This is a genomic window from Pseudomonas siliginis, assembly GCF_019145195.1.
In the GTDB taxonomy this organism is placed as follows: domain Bacteria; phylum Pseudomonadota; class Gammaproteobacteria; order Pseudomonadales; family Pseudomonadaceae; genus Aquipseudomonas; species Aquipseudomonas siliginis.
In genome coordinates, this window is the sequence record NZ_JAHSTW010000012.1 from 269,221 (window position 1) to 286,686 (window position 17,466).

Consider the following 17,466-nt stretch of genomic DNA (forward strand, 5'->3'; position numbering starts at 1 on the left):
CATCATCTGGATTGGATAATGCTCAACCGCTCCCCCACCACCATCTCGGTAATCCAGTCCACCAGAATCGAGGTGTAGGCCTGCTGCGACACCGGGTCACTCAACGCGTGATCCGCGCCATCGATGATCCGGTGGGTCAACGAGTGGGTCTGCTGACACGCGGCGCGGTAACTCATGATCGTCGCGTGGGGCACGAAATCGTCGGTTTCCGATTCCACCAACAGCACGTCGCCGGTGAATTGCGAACAGGCATGCAGGGCGCGATTGCTGTCGGCGCGCACTAGCGTATTGCGATAATCGCGCAGGTCGGCCTTGTCCAGATCGCGTTTGGGCGTGTGCCATTGCTCGTCGCGGTACAGCGCCGGCACGCGCAGCGCCAGCCAGCGCACCGGGCGCAATGACGTCAGGATCGAGGCCAGATAACCGCCATAACTGGTGCCGACCACGGCGATTGCCGAGGTATCCAGCGCCGGGTGCGCCAGCAGACGATCGTAGGCCGCCAGCAAATCACGCAGATTGTCTTCACGGGTCACCCGGGTCAGCGGGATTCCGGTGCCGCCGGTATGCCCGCGCAGGTCGAAGGTCAGGCAAACGCAACCCAGGCCGGCGATGCCTTTGGCCCGCTCCAGATCACGCTCCTGACTGCCGCCCCAACCGTGAACAAACAACACCCCCGGGACTTTCGACTTGGGACTGAGAAAAGTCCCGCTCATCTGTTCGTCATCAATGTCGATTTGAATGCTTTCGCTTCTAGCCGTCATAGGATTGGACCGTCACATATTTGAGAAGAAACGCGCTGTTTTCCGCCGGGCCGCGATAGACCTCGATGGCGTCCGCCGGCAGCGCCTGATCGATGTAGGTTTCCACCGACGACACACGGATGGCGCGCATCTGTGGATCGTTGACGAAGCTTTGCAGCGCCGCCACTTCGGCGCTGCTCGCGCCGCCCATGCGCCAGGATTGTTCGAGCACGCCGCTGCGCGGGTTGCCGCTGGCGTCGAGGCCTTGGGCGATATCGTAATTGCGCCGCGAGGCGAAGAAGTGCGGGTAGGCTTCGTTGGCGGCGCTGTCGAAGACCTGTGCCTGTTCGATGGCCAGACGCACATCATCAGGCAGATCCAGCGCGAGCAATTGATCATAGCCGCCCTGCACCACCAGCAGATTCGAGCCGCCGTAGACCTCTTCGCCCTGACCGTCCTCAGTCAAGTATTGATCACCGCAGTAGCTCAACACTTTGCCGCCGATGAACGACTGGCCGACGCTGTGGGTGACGACGTTGCTCAAGTCCTGCTCCAGCACTACGCCGTCCTTGAACAGATTTTGCGCCTCGGGCCGCGCGAGGATCTCATCGAACGCGTCGAGGCTTTTGATCACTTCCTGACCGCGACCGGCGCAAGCGTGAATCGGCTTCAAGCGAATCGGCCCGGCGTACAACAGATGCTCGGCGGCGGGCCGCGCATCTTCCAGGGCAAATACGCTGAGACCGTCGAGCACGACGTTGCGCACCCGCTCCGAGAACAGCGGCGACCAGCCCTGCGGCGCGTGCGCCAGATGACTGCGCAAACCGTGGCTGATGGCTTTGGTGCAGATGAAATCGTAGTCGACGTAACCGCCCCACAAGTCATCGGGGCCTTTGATGCCCAGCGCTTGAGCGTGGGCGGCGCCAACGATGGTTTGCGTTGGCAGCAGATACAGCTCGCGGCCCTGATGTTTGTCCGGATCGAAACTGCCGCCGAATTTGCAGCCGAGAATCTGCGCCAACCAGCGCGCCAGAGCCTTGTTGGTCTCGACTTCATGTTGCGGCGCCTCGGCACGCACCGAATGGGCAACGACGATTTTGTTGCTGGGTGTCGGGGTCATGGGTTCCCCTTGCATCAGTCGATGGGTTCACTCAGGGAATTTGCAGAGATCAGGCCAATCAACGATCCCCACGAACCGCCCGATAATCGGGAGTTTGCCGTGACTGTGCTGGCATCACGCCTGTTTCAAAGTGCACGACAGCGCGCAAAACTCCGGCAAATTGCACGATCTCTCATCCTGCCGCGATCATTGTGGGAGCGAGCCTGCTCGCGAAAGCGTAGTGTCAGCCGACTACAATTCTGTAGATCCAGCGCCTTCGCGAGCAGGCTCGCTCCCACATTAGTTCATCGTCGTTCTGGGAGCGGGATTCACACCAAACCGCCCCCGGTACTCACTCGGCCCCAGCCCGGTAATCTTCTTGAAGATCGCACGAAACGCGCCCGGATCCTGATAGCCCACCGTCCAGGCAATGTGGTCGATCGTGCCATTGGTGAACTCGAGCATTTCTCGCGCTTTGCCAACCCGCAGGTGCTGGCAATACTCGGTCGGTTTCAAGCCTGTCGCGGCGCGGAATCGGCGCAGGAAAGTGCGTTCTTCAAGGCCCGCGCGCTCGGCCATCGCGTTCAGCGAAACATCCGTCGCCCCGGTGCTTTGCAGCCAGTGCTGGACCTTGAGAATCGCCGCGTCGCCATGGCTGAGGATCGGCGCGAAATTGCTCCCGCATTCACTGGCGCTGTCGCTGTGTTCCATCACCAGAAAACGCGCGGTCGCGGTGGCGATGCTCGGGCCGAGCAAGCGATCGACCAGGCGCAGTCCCAGTTCCGACCAGGCCATCAGCCCGGCCGTGGTGATCAGGTCACCGTCGTCGACAATCGGCGTGTCGGCCTTCAGTTTGATCTTCGGGTAACGCTCGGCAAACGCCTGGGCCGAGGTCCAGTGCGTGGTGGCGCTGCGACCGTCGAGCAAGCCGCTTTCAGCGAGCATCAACGAGCCTACGCAAACACCACCAAGGGTCGCGCCGCGCGCATGCTGATCGCGCAGCCATTGCGCAAGACTCGCGGTCATCTGCGCCGCATCGAACCCGCCGAGGGACGGCGGAATCAGCACGGCGAGCAAAGCGTCTTCGGCACCGGGATGACTGTCGTAAACCCGCGTCGGCAACTGCTCGCCCTCGACCTGCCAGTGACTGACCCGCAGCAAGGGCAATTGCACAGCCTGATACTCGGCGGCAATGCGGTTGGCCACCGCGAACAGGTCGGTCAGACCGTGCACCGCCGCCAGTTGCGCGCCGGGGTAAATCAGCACGCCCAGTTCAGCGGTGGCGGCTCTTTGTGCAGCCATTGTCAGTTTTCCCCCGTCTATTGTCGGTGCGGCCAATCCTCGAATCCTCGGCCAGCGTCAATACTGAGGCCACACCCAATCACCGTCTCGAGGACAATCCCATGGCCAAGCAAGCGCTCATCGTAGTCGATATCCAGAACGACTACTTCCCCCAAGGCAAGTGGCCGCTGGTCGGCGCCGACGCCGCTGCCGACAACGCCGCACGGCTGATCGCAGCCTTTCGCGAAGCGGGCAATCCGGTGGTGCACATTCGGCACGAATTCACCTCCGACGACGCGCCGTTTTTCACTCCCGGCTCCGAGGGCGCGAAACTGCATCCGAAAGTGCTCAACCGCGCCAACGAGCCGGTGGTGCTCAAGCATTTCGTCAACTCGTTCCGTGAAACCGAACTGAAAGCGGTGCTCGACGAACACGGCATCACCGACCTGGTCGTGGTGGGCAGCATGAGCCATATGTGCGTCGATGGCATCACCCGCGCGGCGGCAGACATGGGTTACAGCGTGACCGTGATTCACGATGCCTGCGCCAGCCGTGACCTGGAATTCAACGGCCTGACGGTGCCGGCCGCTCATGTGCACGCAGCATTCATGGCGGCGCTGGGTTTTGCCTACGCCAGCGTGGTATCGACTGAGCAGTTCCTGGGCAGCAACGCCTAGCAACAACTGCGCAATCCCCTGGCCCGCCCCGTTGCGGGCCTTTTTGCGTCTGTCATGAAAATCTCACGCGTGAGTCATTGATGGCACTTTGCATTGGTTGTAGTGTGGCCCACGCGTGAGACGCTCATAACCGGATTCCAGCCATGACAAGCCGCACTCCGACGCCTGCCGCAGCCAGCCCCAAGGGCGAGCGTGGCAAGACGTCAGCGAAAAAACCGTCGAGCTTCTACATGAAGCAGATGCGCGCAGGCCTGGCCGCCGCCGGTTATGTGAAACACGAAACTTGGGTGCTTCCGGAAAACCGAAGCTTGCTCAAGCAAATGGAGCAACAGCTACGCCAACCGATTCTGGCTGGCTCTTTCATGTCGGAGAAATACATGAGCGCAGGCAACAACTGGACCATCGACAGCCTCTTCAATGCCCTCAAAGCGCTGGACGAGGTGGCTTCCCAAGAGATTTCGCTGTCCCTGATCCAGAGCTCCGAACCGAGCATCAAGCTGGAAATGAACGAATTCGGTGGTCTGCCGATTCACATCGCCCTGGCCGGCCAGCAGATCATCGTCGACACCGTGCTGGTGGACATCGATTCGATCAGCAATGTCCAGGCGTTCAACGATGCCGTGCTGCGCAGCCGCGAGATGTTCCCGCTGTCGTCGATCGGGATCGAATCGATGCCGAACGGACAGACCGTCTACAACATGTTCGGCGCCCTCAGTGCTGATTCGAGCCTGACCAACGTCGTCACCGAGGTGAAAACCCTGGTCGACAACGTGCAGCGCGCCAGCGAAGCCTTCGAACACTTCTTCAAGTAATCAACAGGGAATATCCAATGACTCAGTCCATCTGGAGCAAGTTGTTCACCGCACTGCGCGGCGGCGCCAATGAAGTTGGCGAAGCCATCGCCGACCAGCAGGCCCTGCGCATCCTCGATCAGGAAATCCGCGACGCGGACACCGCGCTGTCCAATGCCCGCCGCGAACTGGTAACGATCATGGCCAAGCACAAACTGGCCGCCGACCGCGTCAGCGAATACGACGCCAAGATCAAGGACCTCGAAGCCAAGGCTGTGGCCGCGTTGAATGCCGGACGTGAAGACCTGGCGCTGGAAGTGGCCGAAGCGATTTCGACCCTGACCAACGACCTCGCTGCCGAGAAGAAACTCAGCGATGAATTCGGCGCCTACGCCGACAACATGCGCAAAGACATCAGCAAAGCCGAATCGCGGATCAAGAGCCTGCGCCAGCAAGTGGACATGGCCAAGGCCCGCGACAGCGTGCAGAAAGCCCAGGTCAGCGCCTCGATTGCCAGCGGCGGCGCCAACGGCAAACTGGAAACCGCAGTCGGCACCCTGAACCGCCTGCAAGCCAAGCAGCAGCAACGCGCTGCCGAACTGAGCGCAGCGGACGAACTGGCCGACGCCTCCACCGGCAACGATCTGGAACGCAAACTGCGCGACGCCGGCATCACGCCGAACGAAGGCAGCGCCAATGCGATCCTTGAGCGGCTGAAGCAGAAGTCCGCGCAGTAATGACTGATCGGTAACCTGTGGGAGCGAGCCTGCTCGCGAAAGCGTCGTGACAGTCAAAGAATCGAGTGACTGACACAACCCATTCGCGAGCAGGCTCGCTCCCACATGGTTTTGCGGCGTAATTGCCCCTGCTCGTTCACCGCTTCGCCCGGTACACTACCGCCACTTTTTCACCCCCGAACACCTCCACCCGCTTCAAGGAACGTACCCATGGGATGGTTTAAAGACTTGCTCGGCACCAGCAATTGGCAGACCGCTGCGCCAACGACCACCGCCGCCAGCGGCCCACTGGGCATGGCACAAGGCAAAGGCGTGCGCTTCGACACGACCCTGGCATTGCTGCTGGAAGGCTCGACGTCGGTGCGGGTGCCATTCGATCAAGCGGTGTGGAGCGCCGGTTGGGTCGACCTCGGTCAGTCCAACAAACTGCATCGCTATTACATGAACGACGAGGATTTCTGGGTGCAGATCCACGTCACCGGCGATGATCAGGTCGAGTCGGTCACCCTGTTCAATTACCTCAGCTACGTGACGGTCAACAGTGACGCCGAACTGCAGCGTCTGGCCGGCCCGAACAGCCTGATCGGTCTGCCGACCTACAACCACGACGGTGTCGAATACACCCGTGAATGGGGCACCGAACTGCAGCAGACCGAACTGGTGCCGATGACCGAGCACGTGGTCAATCCGGACGAGTCCTACACCATCAAGCACCACGCCATGCTGTATGCCCGCGACACCGGCCTGACCGATCGCCGCGAACTACTGCTGTTCTCCGTCGAACAGGACGAAGAAGGCACCGTCAGCCTGAGCACCTCGCTGGGCATCTCGCTGTACACGACTGATTTGAGCGCCATCTAAAAAAGGAAGTTTTTCATGCTGGAAGTCTTGGCCGTTTCCCTGAACAAAACCGCGCTGGTCGGTTTTGTCGTCTACCTGATCGGCGCCGTGTTGCTGTTCATGCTGTTTCAATTCGTCTACACGCGCATTACCGCACACAAGGAATTCGAACTGATCCGTGCCGGCAACACTGCCGCCGCCATTGCCCTGTCCGGGGCGATCATCGGTTTCGCGATTCCGGCGAGCAACGTGATCGCCTACTCGGTCAACGTGCTCGACTTCGTCCTCTGGGCAGTCATCGCTGCAGTCGTGCAGCTGTTGGCGTTCGTTGCGACCGGGCTGGTGCTCAAGGGCACTTCCCAGCGCATCGCCAACGGCGAAGTCGCCGCCGGCATCTATGTGGCGGCCGTGGCGATCAGCGTCGGCATGCTCAATGCCGCGTGCATGACCCCGTCCCACTGACCGGCAGGAAGCCTCTCGATGAAACGCAGTAAATACGTGCAATTGTCCCTCGCCGCATCGGTGGCGATGGCGATTTCCGGTGAAGCAGCGGCGCTGGATCAGCCGCGCAATTTCCAGAGCGTTGAACAGTGTGTCGACGCCGAAGTGGCCGCCGATCTCTGCTCCAGCGCCTACGTCGCCGCCCTGAACGAGCACCGGCGCATCGCCCCGGCCTACACCGACAAGGCCAAGTGCGACGCAGACTTTGCCGCTGGCTGGTGTCAGAAAAATTCCGATGGCCGTTTCGTGCCGAAACTCGGCGGCTTCAAAGTGCCCGGCAATGCCGAGACGCCGCAAGATCTCGATGCCATCGCCAATTCGCAAATGCCCGCGGGCGACACCACCACCAGCAGCAGTGCCAGCCACGGCGGCTCGCACTATTCCGGTGGCTCAGGTGGTGGCGGCAATGGCTGGCTGACCGGCTGGCTGATCGGCAACGCAATGAGCAACAACGCCGAACGCACCGTTTACCGTGATCGCGAAACGCGCCAGCCGTACAACACCTCAACGCAGTACCGCCGAGCTGACACAACCTCGCGCAGCCAGTCGGATTACGAGAGCAGCAAGAGCAAACCGGTGAACGTTGCGTCGTCGACTTCGCGCGGCGGTTTCGGCAGCCAGTCCAGTGCCCGCAGCGGTTGGGGTGGCTGGGGCAGCAGTTCCGGACGCTCGAGCAGCTGACATGAAAAAGATCCACTGCGCCGAGCGCCCCGACTGGAAACACACCGCCGAAAGCCTCGGTTTCCTGTTCCACACCATCGACGACGAACCGTACTGGGACGAAAGCGCCTACTACCAGTTCAGCCTCGCGCAGATCGAAAACGATCTCGAAGACCCGACCACCGAACTGCACGAGATGTGCATGGATCTGGTGGATCGCGTTGTCAACAGCGAGGAGTTGCTCGATCGCCTGAGTATCCCGGCGGGGTACTACGACATGATCCGCACCTCCTGGCGAGAGGGTCATCCGCATCTGTACGGTCGCATGGACTTTTCCTACAGCGGCAACGGGCCGGCGAAACTGTTGGAGCTCAATTACGACACGCCGACCAGCCTTTATGAGGCGGCGGCGTTTCAGTGGGGCTGGCTGGAACAATGCATCGAGCGTGGCACGCTGCCGCCGCATGCTGACCAGTTCAACAGCATCGACACCAAGCTGCATCAGGCCTTCGCCGAATTGCAGTTGAAGCGGCCGTTCTACTTTGCCTCGATGAAGGACTCGGTCGAGGACAAAGGCACCACCGACTACCTGCGGCTGATCGCGGAAAAGGTCGGCATCGAATCACGCCATATCGATATCGAAGACATCGGCCTGACGGCTGAGGGTCGTTTCGTCGATCTGCAGGATCGCTGGATCCCGCACCTGTTCAAGCTGCACGCCTGGGAATTCATCTTCCACGAACCGTTCGGCGCAGCGATCGCCGAATGCGATACGCAGTTTTTCGAACCGGCGTGGAAGGCGATTCTGTCGAACAAGGGTGCGCTGCCGCTGCTGTGGGAATTGCACAAGGGACATCCGAATCTGCTCGCTGCGCACCTTGATCCGAATCCGCAGAGTGCGGTGCCGAAGGGTTGGGTACGCAAGCCGTACTTTTCTCGCGAAGGTGCCAACATTGAACTGCAAACAGTGGAAGGTCTGATCGTCAAAGAGGACGGGCCTTACACCGATGCGCCGTTCATCTTGCAGGAGTTCGCGCCGCTGCCGAAGTTTGGCGATAGCTACACGCTGATTGGCTCGTGGGTGATTGGTGATGAGGCGGCGGGGATTGGTGTGCGTGAGGACAATAGTCTGATCACCAAAGACTCCAGCCGCTTCCTGCCCCACCTGATCCTGGATTAAGACGAAATTACCTTGTGGGAGCGAGCCTGCTCGCGAAAGCGCCCTGTCAGTTACAGGTGCATCGACTGATCTGACGCATTCGCGAGCAGGCTCGCTCCCACAGGAGATTGTGAGTAGCCAGGAATTTCCTGAACAAAAAAGGCCCGTCGTTTAAGCGACGGGCCTTTTTCATTCAAGACGGTTACAGCGGCAAATCAGAACGGAATATCGTCATCGAAGCTGTCAAAATCCGGAGCCGGTTGCGGTGCGGCCTGCTGCGGTGCTTGCGGAGCCGAACGCTGCTGTGGAGCCGACTGCTGCGGGCGCGGTGCCTGCTGACGTGGCGCCTGCTGCTGGTAGTTGTTGCCGCCGCCTTGCTGGTCGCCCTGTTGTGGACGGCCGCCGAGCAGTTGCATGGTGCCTTGCATGTCAACCACGATTTCAGTGGTGTAACGCTTGATACCGTCCTTTTCCCACTCGCGGGTCTGCAGCTTGCCTTCGATGTACACCTGCGAACCCTTGCGCAGGTATTCACCGGCGATCTCGGCAACCTTGCCGAACATCGATACGCGGTGCCATTCGGTCTTCTCGACCTTCTGACCGGTCTGCTTGTCGGTCCATTGTTCGCTGGTGGCCAGACTCAGGTTGGTCACGGCATTACCGTTAGGCAGGTAGCGAACTTCGGGATCCTGGCCGCAAGTGCCGACCAATATGACTTTGTTAACCCCACGGGCCATAACGTTCTCCTAAGCGTCGCACGCAGCCCCTGCCGGGTTGTTGACCAGGCGTTCGAGGGTGGTGCGATCCACTAATTCTTTGTCCAGTTTGATGTAAACAGCCGCCTCTTCGGCGACTATCACTGCATCTGTTACCCCTACCAGGGCCTTGAGGCGCTCGACCAGACCCGCTTCGCGGATCGCTTCGGGCGACAACGGCAAGCGCAGGCTCGTCACGTAGGGAGGTTCGCGCATGGTAACAGCAAAGGCCAGCCAAAGTGCAGCCAGCGCGGCGCATCCGAGGAACACAACCGACAGACCGCCATGCTGGAACAACCAGCCGCCGAGTATCCCGCCGAGTGCCGAACCGAGGAACTGGCTGGTGGAGTACACGCCCATGGCCGTGCCCTTGCCGCCTGCCGGTGAAACCTTGCTGATCAGCGACGGCAACGATGCCTCGAGCAGATTGAACGCGGTGAAAAACACCACCGTACCGATCACCAGAGCACGCAGGCTGTCGCCGAACTGCCAGAAGAATAGTTCAGTCAGCATCAATGTCATGACGGCGCCGAGCAAAACTCGTTTCATTTTGCGTTTCTTCTCGCCGTAGATAATGAACGGGATCATGGCGAAGAACGAAATCAGCAGCGCGGTGAGGTAGACCCACCAATGCTGCTCCTTGGGCAAACCGGCTTTTTCCACCAGTGCCAGCGGCAAGGCGACGAAGCTCGACATCAACATGGCATGTAACACAAAGATGCCCAGATCCAGGCGCAGCAGGTCCGGGTGTTTGAGCGTCGGCATCAGTGCCTGTCGGGCCACGCCGGACTCACGGTGCTGCAACGGCCCGGTGGATTGCGGCACCATGAACATGATGATCAGGATGCCGACCAGCGCCATGGCGCCAGTGGCGAGGAACAGCCCGGACAGCCCGAACGCACTGGTCAGTAACGGCCCGACCACCATGGCCACGGCGAACGACAGGCCGATGGTCATGCCGATCATCGCCATGGCTTTGGTCCGATGCTGCTCGCGAGTCAGGTCGGAAAGCAGCGCCATCACCGCTGCGGAAATCGCCCCGGCGCCTTGCAGGATCCGCCCGGCGATCACACCCCAGATCGAATCGGCCTGCGAAGCCAGAACACTGCCGAGAGCGAACACGATCAGGCCGAGGTAGATCACCGGCCGGCGACCGATGCGGTCGGAAATGATCCCGAACGGAATCTGGAAAATTGCCTGGGTCAGACCGTAAGCGCCAATCGCCAGCCCTATCAGGGCCGGGGTCGCTCCCGCCAGATCCATGCCATAGGTCGCCAGCACCGGCAACACCATGAACATGCCAAGCATACGGAAGGCGAACACCAGGGCCAGACCGCTCGCCGCGCGGGTCTCGCTGCCACTCATGCGTTCGCTGTGGGGATCGTGCATGGAAAAACCTCGTGTGAACCGGCGGCGATTCTACCAGTCCCATCGGAAGACGGGGTATATCGCGACGCTATGACGCGTATAGATGAAACTCTCTTCATGAACGGCAAAACGCCCTTCGTTTGATAGTGTGCATCCATCCAGTATTTGCCCGTATACTCCTACGTTTTCGACGCCCGCCAAGCGAGGCCACTTTGGACAAGATCCTGATACGTGGGGCCCGTACCCACAACCTGAAGAACATCGACCTGACCCTGCCACGGGACAAACTGATCGTCATCACCGGCCTGTCCGGATCCGGCAAGTCGTCCCTGGCGTTCGACACGCTGTATGCCGAAGGTCAGCGCCGCTATGTCGAATCGCTGTCGGCCTATGCCCGGCAGTTCCTGTCGATGATGGAAAAACCCGACGTCGACACCATCGAAGGCCTGTCGCCGGCGATCTCCATCGAACAGAAGTCGACCTCGCACAACCCGCGTTCGACGGTCGGCACCATCACCGAAATCTACGACTACCTGCGCTTGCTCTATGCCCGCGTGGGTACGCCGCGTTGCCCGGATCACGACATTCCACTGGAGGCGCAGACCGTCAGCCAGATGGTCGATCTGGTGCTGGCGCAGCCGGAAGGCAGCAAACTGATGTTGCTGGCACCGGTGATCCGCGAACGCAAAGGCGAACACCTGTCGGTCTTCGAAGAATTGCGTGCGCAGGGTTTCGTCCGCGCCCGGGTCAACGGACGCATTTGCGAGCTCGACGAGCTGCCGAAGCTGGATAAACAGAAGAAGCATTCGATCGATGTGATCGTTGACCGCTTCAAGGTCCGCGCCGATCTGCAGCAGCGCCTCGCCGAGTCTTTCGAGACTGCGCTGAAACTCGCCGACGGCATTGCCCTGGTCGCGCCGATGGACGACGAGCCGGGCGAAGAAATGATCTTCTCCGCACGCTTCGCCTGCCCGATCTGCGGCCATGCGATCAGCGAACTGGAACCCAAGCTGTTTTCCTTCAACAACCCGGCGGGCGCCTGCCCGACCTGCGATGGCCTGGGTGTGAAGCAGTTCTTCGACATCAAGCGTCTGGTCAATGGCGAGCTGACCCTGGCCGAGGGCGCGATCCGTGGCTGGGACCGGCGCAACGTCTATTACTTCCAGATGCTTGGCTCACTCGCCTCGCACTACAAGTTCAGCCTGGACAAGCCCTTCAACGAGCTGAGCGCCGAGCAGCAGAAGTTCATCCTGCATGGCAGCGGCTCGCAGAACGTCGACTTCAAATACCTGAACGACCGTGGCGACATCGTCAAACGCTCGCACCCGTTCGAGGGCATCGTGCCGAATCTTGAGCGTCGCTATCGCGAAACCGAATCGGCGAGCGTGCGCGAAGAGCTGGCCAAATTCCTCAGCCATCAGGCCTGCCCGGATTGCCGTGGCACGCGTCTGCGCCGTGAAGCGCGGCACGTCTGGGTCGGCGAGAAAACCTTGCCGGCAGTGACCAATTTGCCGATCGGCGATGCCTGCGAATATTTCGGCGCGCTGAAGATGACCGGTCGCCGCGGCGAGATCGCCGACAAGATCCTCAAGGAAATCCGCGAGCGCCTGCAATTCCTGGTCAACGTCGGCCTCGACTATCTGTCGCTGGATCGCAGTGCCGACACATTGTCCGGTGGCGAGGCGCAACGGATTCGTCTGGCCAGCCAGATTGGCGCCGGTCTGGTCGGCGTTCTGTATATCCTTGATGAACCGTCCATTGGTCTGCATCAGCGCGACAACGATCGGCTGCTCGGTACGCTCAAGCATTTGCGCGATATTGGCAACACGGTGATCGTGGTCGAGCATGATGAAGACGCGATTCGTCTGGCTGACTATGTCGTCGATATCGGTCCTGGCGCAGGTGTACACGGCGGGCGGATCGTTGCCGAGGGCACGCCGGATGAAGTCATGGCGCACCCGGATTCGCTGACTGGCAAATACCTGTCCGGCCGGGTGAAGATCGAAGTGCCGGCCAAACGCACGCCGCGCAACAAGAAGCTCAACCTGTCGCTCAAAGGTGCGCGTGGCAACAACCTGCGCAACGTCGATCTGGACATCCCGATCGGCCTGCTGACTTGCGTGACTGGCGTATCCGGTTCGGGCAAATCGACACTGATCAACAACACGCTGTTCCCGCTCAGCGCCACGGCGCTCAATGGCGCGACCACGCTGGAAGCGGCTGCGCATGACAGCATCAAAGGCCTGGAACATCTCGACAAAGTCGTCGACATCGACCAGAGCCCGATCGGCCGCACGCCGCGTTCCAACCCGGCGACCTACACCGGGCTGTTCACGCCGATCCGCGAACTGTTTGCCGGCGTGCCCGAGTCGCGCTCCCGGGGTTACGGCCCAGGGCGTTTCTCGTTCAACGTCAAGGGCGGTCGCTGCGAAGCGTGCCAGGGCGATGGCCTGATCAAGGTGGAAATGCACTTCCTGCCGGACATCTACGTGCCCTGCGATGTGTGCAAGAGCAAGCGTTACAACCGCGAAACCCTTGAGATCAAATACAAGGGCAAGAGCATCCATGAAACCCTCGAAATGACCATTGAGGAAGCACGGGAATTCTTCGACGCGGTTCCGGCACTGGCGCGCAAGCTGCAAACGCTGATGGATGTCGGCCTGTCCTACATCAAGCTAGGGCAGTCGGCAACGACCCTGTCCGGCGGTGAAGCACAGCGGGTCAAGTTGTCGCGCGAGCTGTCCAAACGCGATACCGGCAAGACCCTGTACATCCTCGATGAGCCGACCACCGGTCTGCACTTTGCCGATATCCAGCAATTGCTCGACGTCCTCCATCGTCTGCGCGACCACGGCAACACCGTGGTGGTCATCGAGCACAACCTCGATGTGATCAAGACCGCTGACTGGCTGGTGGACCTCGGTCCTGAAGGCGGTTCCAAGGGCGGGCAGATCATTGCCACCGGTACGCCGGAGGAAGTCGCCGAGATGAAGCAATCTCACACCGGCCATTACCTCAAGCCACTGCTGATCCGCGATCGGGCTTAACTGCCAGGCATGAAAAAGCCCCTGTCACCGTTGAAGTGACAGGGGCTTTTTTGTAGCCGTGCAATCAGGACGCGTGGGATTGCAGGTAGTTCTCGAGACCGATCAGCTTGATCAGGCCCAGCTGCTTTTCCAGCCAGTAGGTGTGATCTTCTTCGGTGTCGTTGAGCTGAACCCGCAGAATTTCGCGGCTGACATAGTCCTTGTGTTGCTCGCAAAGTTCGATGCCTTTGCACAGCGCAGCGCGGACTTTGTATTCGAGGCGCAGATCCGCTTCGAGCATCGTAGGCACCGTGGTGCCGACATCCAGATCGTCCGGACGCATGCGCGGCGTGCCTTCGAGCATCAGAATCCGCCGCATCAACGCATCGGCGTGGCCGGCTTCTTCTTCCATCTCGTGGTTGATGCGCTCGTAGAGCTTGGTAAACCCCCAGTCCTCATACATCCGCGAATGAACGAAATACTGGTCACGCGCGGCCAGCTCGCCGGTCAGCAACGTATTGAGGTAATCGATTACATCTGGGTGGCCTTGCATCGCCCTACATCTCCCTTCCTGAAAGTCCGTAGTTTGAACCAACCTGACCGGAAGGTCACTCGCTTCGCGCAATAAAAGCGAAGATATTCTGAGAAAAGCAGGCCAAATAACGCAAAAACCGCCCAAATGAGGGCGGTTCTGCTTCTCGTTTAGACTACGTTAAGCTGTCAGTTGAGCAGCTTTGCGATTGCTTCTCCATACGCCGGATCGGCTTTGTAGAAATGCTGCAACTGACGATCAACGACGTCGCTGGAAACACCCGCCATCGCACCGGCGATGTTGCTGACCAGCAGCGCTTTTTGCTCGTCGCTCATCAAGCGGAACAAGGCACCGGCATGGCTGTAGTAGTCGGTGTCTTCGCGATGATCATAACGATCAGCGGCACCGCTCAAGGCCAGCGCTGGCTCAGCGTAATGTGGCGCTTGTTTCGGCGACTCAACGTAGCTGTTCGGTTCATAGTTAGGCGCCGCGCCGCCGTTGCTGCCGAACGCCATGGAGCCGTCACGTTGATAAGTATTCACCGGGCTGCGCGGAGCGTTCACCGGCAATTGCTGGTGATTGGTACCTACGCGATAGCGGTGTGCGTCAGCGTAGGCGAATACGCGACCTTGCAGCATGCGGTCTGGCGACAGACCCACGCCTGGCACCATGTTGCTCGGGCCAAACGCCGCCTGCTCGACTTCAGCGAAATAGTTAAGCGGGTTGCGGTTCAATTCCAGCTCACCAACTTCGATCAACGGAAACTCCTTCTGCGACCAGGTCTTGGTCACATCAAACGGATTCTCGTAATGAGCCGCCGCCTGCGCTTCGGTCATGATCTGAATGCACACGCGCCATTTCGGGAATTCACCGCGTTCGATGGCCTCGAACAGGTCACGCTGCGCATAGTCCGGGTCGGTACCGGCCAAACGGGCGGCCTCGGCTGGCGCCAGGTTCTTGATGCCCTGCTGGGTCTTGTAGTGCCACTTCACCCAGTGACGCTCGCCTTTGGCGTTGATCAGGCTGTAGGTGTGGCTACCGAAGCCGTGCATGTGACGATAGCCGTCAGGGATGCCACGATCAGAAAACAGGATGGTGACCTGGTGCAGCGCTTCAGGCGAATGCGACCAGAAATCCCACATCATTTGCGCGCTTTTCAGATTGCTTTGCGGCAGACGCTTTTGCGTGTGGATAAAGTCAGGAAACTTCAACGGATCACGGATGAAGAACACTGGCGTGTTGTTGCCGACGATGTCCCAGTTGCCTTCCTCGGTGTAGAACTTTAAGGCGAAGCCGCGCGGATCGCGCTCAGTGTCGGCCGAACCACGCTCGCCACCTACGGTAGAAAAGCGCAAAAAGGTTGGCGTTTGTTTGCCTACCGACTCGAACAACTTCGCACTGGTGTATTCAGTGATGTCACGGGTGACAGTGAACGTACCGTAAGCGCCCGAACCTTTAGCGTGGACACGGCGCTCGGGAATGTTTTCACGGTTGAAGTGCGCGAGTTTTTCGATGAGATGGAAATCGTCGAGAAGCAGCGGACCGCGTGGGCCGGCGGAGCGGGAATTCTGGTTGTCAGCGACTGGCGCGCCACTGGCGGTTGTAAGCGTCTTGGTCTGGCTCATGCGGTCTTCTTCCTCTGTCAGTCTTGAACTGCCGGCTTGTGGGCTTGGTGGGAAGTATTGATCATCGACGTTACAGCTACAAATTCATTAACCTGTAAGCATCGATAGATAATTACTAATTATGTTTTCCCGGCACATAGTGGCAGTTCAACCATGTCAGAAACTTGTACGGACGGCGCATTTCTTACAGACACAAAAAACCGGGCACTAGGCCCGGTTTTTCGTTTCAGACTGACGTCTTACTCGGCGGATACAGCTTCGCCAGCAGTAGCACGATCAACCAACTCGACGTACGCCATAGGCGCGTTGTCGCCAGCGCGGAAACCGCACTTGAGGATGCGCAGGTAGCCACCCTCACGGGTAGCGTAACGCTTGCCCAGGTCGTTGAAGAGCTTACCAACGATAGCTTTCGAACGAGTACGGTCGAAAGCCAGACGGCGGTTAGCCAGGCTGTCTGTCTTGGCCAGAGTGATCAGCGGCTCGGCAACGCGGCGCAGTTCTTTGGCTTTTGGCAGAGTAGTTTTGATCAGCTCGTGCTCGAACAGCGACACCGCCATGTTTTGGAACATGGCCTTGCGGTGCGAGCTGGTGCGGCTCAGGTGACGACCACTTTTACGATGACGCATGGTTCATTCCTTACCAAACACTACGTTCGGTGATTACGACGATCAGGCAGTCGCCTTGTCGTCCTTCTTAAGACTTGCAGGCGGCCAGTTGTCGAGGCGCATGCCGAGGGACAGACCGCGGGAGGCCAGAACGTCCTTGATTTCAGTCAAGGATTTCTTGCCCAGGTTCGGAGTCTTCAACAGCTCTACTTCGGTACGCTGAATCAGGTCGCCGATGTAGTAGATGTTTTCCGCCTTAAGGCAGTTAGCCGAACGTACAGTCAGTTCCAGATCGTCAACCGGGCGAAGCAGGATCGGATCGATCTCGTCTTCCTGCTCGACAACCAGCGGCTCACTTTCACCTTTGAGGTCGACGAACGCAGCCAGCTGCTGTTGCAGGATGGTTGCAGCGCGACGGATAGCCTCTTCAGGATCCAGGGTACCGTTGGTTTCCAGATCAATAACCAGCTTGTCCAGGTTGGTACGCTGTTCGACACGGGCGTTTTCCACCACGTAAGCGATACGGCGAACCGGGCTGAACGAAGAGTCGAGCTGCAAGCGACCGATGCTGCGGCTTTCGTCTTCATCGCTCTGACGCGAGTCGGCTGGTTCATAACCACGACCACGAGCTACGGTGAGCTTCATGTTCAGGGCGCCGTTAGACGCCAGGTTAGCGATTACGTGATCGGGATTAACGATCTCGACATCATGATCCAGCTGAATATCGGCAGCGGTAACCACCCCCGAACCCTTCTTCGACAAGGTCAGCGTAACTTCGTCACGACCGTGCAGCTTGATGGCCAGACCTTTAAGGTTCAACAGGATTTCAATTACGTCTTCCTGTACACCTTCGATGGCGCTGTACTCGTGGAGCACACCGTCAATCTCGGCCTCGACTACTGCGCAGCCGGGCATTGAGGACAACAGGATGCGGCGCAGCGCGTTGCCCAGGGTGTGGCCAAAACCACGCTCGAGAGGCTCGAGAGTGATCTTGGCGCGGGTTGGACTGACAACCTGCACATCAATGTGGCGGGGTGTCAGGAACTCATTTACCGAAATCTGCATGGATG

At 59.6% G+C, this 17,466-nt stretch carries 17 protein-coding genes; 8 read left to right on the top strand and 9 right to left on the bottom strand.

Translation table 11 applies throughout. From position 1 onward, the window contains the following. Positions 1-2: 2 nt before the first annotated feature. From KVG87_RS23860 to KVG87_RS23870, 3 genes are all read right to left on the bottom strand, one after another. A complete protein-coding gene (locus KVG87_RS23860; RefSeq protein ID WP_042610641.1) occupies positions 3-761 on the bottom strand; it encodes an alpha/beta hydrolase family protein in 759 nt (252 codons plus the stop codon). Then, positions 751-1,860, bottom strand: a complete 1,110-nt coding sequence (locus tag KVG87_RS23865; RefSeq protein WP_217852897.1) for a DUF3182 family protein — start codon at positions 1,858-1,860, stop codon at positions 751-753. Before KVG87_RS23865 ends, KVG87_RS23860 begins: the two co-directional genes overlap by 11 nt. Positions 1,861-2,139: 279 nt before the next feature. Continuing rightward, positions 2,140-3,141 carry a GlxA family transcriptional regulator gene (locus KVG87_RS23870; protein WP_110646978.1) on the bottom strand — a complete coding sequence of 334 codons (1,002 nt, stop codon included), beginning with the start codon at positions 3,139-3,141 and terminating at the stop codon, positions 2,140-2,142. A 101-nt stretch (positions 3,142-3,242) separates the two neighbouring features. Between KVG87_RS23870 and KVG87_RS23875 the strand changes: the two genes are divergently transcribed. The 7 genes from KVG87_RS23875 (at position 3,243) to KVG87_RS23905 (ending at position 8,506) form a co-directional block, all read left to right on the top strand. Continuing rightward, complete coding sequence (locus KVG87_RS23875) at positions 3,243-3,797, top strand: cysteine hydrolase family protein (protein WP_217852900.1); 555 nt, start codon at positions 3,243-3,245, stop codon at positions 3,795-3,797. 230 nt (positions 3,798-4,027) lie between these two features. Continuing rightward, positions 4,028-4,609: a YjfI family protein gene (locus KVG87_RS23880; protein ID WP_225914461.1), complete on the top strand. Its 582-nt coding sequence runs from the start codon at positions 4,028-4,030 to the stop codon at positions 4,607-4,609. Between the two features lie 17 nt (positions 4,610-4,626). Continuing rightward, positions 4,627-5,325, top strand: a complete 699-nt coding sequence (locus KVG87_RS23885; RefSeq protein ID WP_041477670.1) for a PspA/IM30 family protein — start codon at positions 4,627-4,629, stop codon at positions 5,323-5,325. A 210-nt stretch (positions 5,326-5,535) separates the two neighbouring features. Further along, positions 5,536-6,186: a DUF2491 family protein gene (locus KVG87_RS23890; RefSeq protein WP_217852902.1), complete on the top strand. Its 651-nt coding sequence runs from the start codon at positions 5,536-5,538 to the stop codon at positions 6,184-6,186. Positions 6,187-6,201: 15 nt separating this feature from the next. Next, positions 6,202-6,627 (top strand): DUF350 domain-containing protein, encoded by a 426-nt coding sequence (locus KVG87_RS23895; RefSeq protein WP_016772952.1) that lies wholly within the window; start codon positions 6,202-6,204, stop codon positions 6,625-6,627. A gap of 18 nt (positions 6,628-6,645) precedes the next feature. Beyond that, complete coding sequence (locus KVG87_RS23900; RefSeq protein WP_217852905.1) at positions 6,646-7,347, top strand: DUF1190 domain-containing protein; 702 nt, start codon at positions 6,646-6,648, stop codon at positions 7,345-7,347. A 1-nt stretch (position 7,348) separates the two neighbouring features. Next, on the top strand, positions 7,349-8,506 hold the full coding sequence (locus tag KVG87_RS23905; RefSeq protein WP_217852907.1) for a glutathionylspermidine synthase family protein: 1,158 nt from the start codon (positions 7,349-7,351) through the stop codon (positions 8,504-8,506). A gap of 194 nt (positions 8,507-8,700) precedes the next feature. Here KVG87_RS23905 and KVG87_RS23910 read toward each other — a convergent pair whose 3' ends face one another. Together KVG87_RS23910 and KVG87_RS23915 are read right to left on the bottom strand one after the other, a co-directional pair. Further along, on the bottom strand, positions 8,701-9,222 hold the full coding sequence (locus KVG87_RS23910) for a single-stranded DNA-binding protein (protein ID WP_041477666.1): 522 nt from the start codon (positions 9,220-9,222) through the stop codon (positions 8,701-8,703). 9 nt (positions 9,223-9,231) lie between these two features. After that, the gene (locus KVG87_RS23915; RefSeq protein ID WP_041477665.1) at positions 9,232-10,629 is read right to left on the bottom strand and encodes an MFS transporter; all 1,398 of its coding nucleotides are present in this window, start codon (positions 10,627-10,629) and stop codon (positions 9,232-9,234) included. Positions 10,630-10,820: 191 nt separating this feature from the next. Between KVG87_RS23915 and uvrA the strand changes: the two genes are divergently transcribed. Beyond that, on the top strand, positions 10,821-13,655 hold the full coding sequence (uvrA, locus tag KVG87_RS23920) for an excinuclease ABC subunit UvrA (RefSeq protein ID WP_016772948.1): 2,835 nt from the start codon (positions 10,821-10,823) through the stop codon (positions 13,653-13,655). Positions 13,656-13,719: 64 nt separating this feature from the next. Here uvrA and bfr read toward each other — a convergent pair whose 3' ends face one another. The 4 genes from bfr to KVG87_RS23940 form a co-directional block, all read right to left on the bottom strand. Further along, positions 13,720-14,187: a bacterioferritin gene (gene bfr, locus KVG87_RS23925; protein WP_016772947.1), complete on the bottom strand. Its 468-nt coding sequence runs from the start codon at positions 14,185-14,187 to the stop codon at positions 13,720-13,722. 167 nt (positions 14,188-14,354) lie between these two features. Next, positions 14,355-15,791: a catalase gene (locus KVG87_RS23930; RefSeq protein WP_024014520.1), complete on the bottom strand. Its 1,437-nt coding sequence runs from the start codon at positions 15,789-15,791 to the stop codon at positions 14,355-14,357. A 239-nt stretch (positions 15,792-16,030) separates the two neighbouring features. Continuing rightward, the gene (gene rplQ, locus KVG87_RS23935) at positions 16,031-16,417 is read right to left on the bottom strand and encodes a 50S ribosomal protein L17 (protein ID WP_003176402.1); all 387 of its coding nucleotides are present in this window, start codon (positions 16,415-16,417) and stop codon (positions 16,031-16,033) included. A gap of 42 nt (positions 16,418-16,459) precedes the next feature. Further along, the gene (locus tag KVG87_RS23940) at positions 16,460-17,461 is read right to left on the bottom strand and encodes a DNA-directed RNA polymerase subunit alpha (RefSeq protein WP_016772946.1); all 1,002 of its coding nucleotides are present in this window, start codon (positions 17,459-17,461) and stop codon (positions 16,460-16,462) included. Positions 17,462-17,466 lie beyond the last annotated feature (5 nt).